General features: G+C 38.2%; 1 protein-coding gene. It reads left to right on the top strand.

Annotated elements, in window-relative coordinates:
- A partial coding sequence (locus HMPREF2897_RS13045; RefSeq protein WP_305366804.1) for a Rib/alpha-like domain-containing protein occupies window positions 1–2,721 on the top strand: 2,721 nt, incomplete at both ends.

Here is a 2,721-nt window from a genome sequence, read left to right as displayed (position 1 = left end):
GTGAAGGTACAGAAACAAATCAACCATCAACAGAGAACAAAACAACAAGTAGTGACATTATTGAGCAACCTGAAGCTAGTGCTTCAATTCAAAATATCTCTGAAGAGTTAAATATATCAAGTGATGATATTGTTCAAGCTCTAGAAAATGCCGGGGTAGATGTATCTAATGTAACAGAAGTAGAAGCCATCGCTGCGCTTATTCAGAATGGTTATGTTAATAATGATAATGAAACACCACTTGCTACGCCGTTAAGCGTAAATTTAGCTACTGCACGTAATGAAGAAACAACAAATACGCTAAGACCAAGATTATTTGCTGCTGATACGCCAACCAATGATAATGTATCCAATACTGATAACAATCGAATTATTGAAGCAGACGCGCTTAAAAATGGTTATATTAACTCAACTACAGATGCTACAAATGCTGCAAATACACTATCTGGACGTGCGTGGATGGTGGATAAAGGAACACCTGCAACAATGGCAAATGGATTAACACCAGTTCCTGAAGGTACACCCGTTTATATGCAATGGATTGATAAAGATGGTGTGGTATCACCAATATATAAAGCGGCAACTAAATCAATAGAAAAATCAGGTGGTTCGCAAGTTGGACCCGGAGCCTATGCGTTTGACTTAAGAAAACCATATAAAGATGCAAATGGTAAAGAACATACGTATCGTGCTGCAAATAATCAATATTATAGAATTTGGATTGAAGACTTTAAAACACATAATGGTAATACAGCAACAATGTTACGTACCGCAGGCGGTTTTTTACCCGGTTCATATGTAGATTCAAGTACTAGTAATAATATTGGCCAGTTCCCATTAGCAGGTAAAAATATGCAACGTACAGGTATCTTTATGGGGATTGAACCTGATGGTGAATATATGACTCGCCCACAATCTGAATGGATTCATGACACTCAAGGCGCTGACGCTCCACTTTCAACAAATTCTATCCAAGGTCGTGTATGGTTAGAAACAGGAACTGGGGGAGACTTAGCTAACTCGGCAACTGGTCCAAGTTATAACCCAGCTGCAAGTGATAGAATAGCAGATGGTTATACTGTTGTATTTTCATCTTTAACTAATGAAGGCGTTCAAGCATATAAAAATCAAGTAGAAAGTTTACCTAAAGCAGAACAAGCAGACGCAACAAAAACATTATTAAAAGATCATCCCGAATATATATCAGCAACGGTTTATGGTGAGACAAATGCGGATGGATATTATACTGTTCACTTCCCAACAGATAAAAAAATTAATAATGATTATATCTATGGTTACGTAATGAATCCTGATGGAGAAAAAGTACTAGGATATTCTTCATTTACCTCACCAATTTTTACTGGGGCAAATTCAAATTTATCATTTACGCCTCAAACAGCACCAGTTTCTAAACCGGCTAAGGGCGGATGGTATAATGTCAATTTTGCATTAATTCCGACAACGGACACTAAAATTGATATTGTGAAGTACAATAACACTACACAACCAGCACAACCTGGAGACACAATTAACATTGATTTAAGTGGCTCACAATTATCACCACTTCCATCTCATATAGAATGGAGAGATCAAGAAGGTAAGGTAATTAAGAAAACAGATGATATTACTTCATATACTGATGGTGAACAAAAAGGTACATTTGTGGTACCTGAGGCTGCGAAAGCTGGCGATGTTTATACAGTATACTTAGTTTCAGGTGGTAAAGATGTAGGTTCAGATTCATTCGTAGTTGCTACTCAAGAGAAATCCTATCATCCAAAAACAGACAAGGTTATAAAAGAGTATGGTGACCCAACAACTGAGGATGATGTAACAGGAGCAGTAACAATTCCAGATTATCCATCAGATAAAGAACAACCAACAATCAAAGTAGATGATCCAAGTACATTACCGGAAGGTAATACACCAGGAACAGTAAATGTGCCTGTAACAGTAACATATCCAGATGGTACGCAAGATCATGTGACAGTACCAGTAACAACAAACAAACAAGCAGATAACGATGCTTATCAACCAACAACGGATGAAGTTACAAAAGATTACGGAACACCAACAACTGAGGATGATGTAACAGGAGCAGTAACAATTCCAGATTATCCATCAGAAAAAGGAAAACCAACAATCAAAGTTGATGATCCAAGTAAATTACCAGATGGTAATACACCAGGAACATCAAATGTAGATGTAACGGTAACATATCCAGATGGTACGCAAGATCATGTGACAGTACCAGTAACGACAAATCCAGAAAAAGATGTTATTGCTCCTGATGCACCGACGATTAATCAACCATCTGTAGGTGATAAAACGATATCAGGTAAGGGTGAACCAGGATCTACAATAACAGTAACTTTCCCTGATGGTAGTACTACAACTGGTAAAGTCGATGGAAATGGTGATTGGACAGTAACAGTTCCAGATGAAATTACTTTACATGAAGGAGATAAAATTACTGCGATATCAACTGATGATAGCGGCAATAAATCTAATCCTACTGATACTACTGTAGTTGACCATGATGACAGCGACTCAGACTCAGATAGCGATTCAGATTCCGATAGTGACTCAGACTCAGATAGCGATTCAGATTCCGATAGTGACTCAGACTCAGATAGCGATTCAGATTCCGACAGCGACTCAGATTCCGACAGTGACTCAGACTCAGACAGCGATTCAGATTCCGACAGCGACTCAGACTCAG

Origin of the sequence: Staphylococcus sp. HMSC065D05 (assembly GCF_001813195.1) — a bacterium.
GTDB lineage: Bacteria > Bacillota > Bacilli > Staphylococcales > Staphylococcaceae > Staphylococcus > Staphylococcus epidermidis.
Note: the sequence above shows the minus strand (reverse complement) of the source record. Positions and strands in the feature narration are given on the sequence as shown.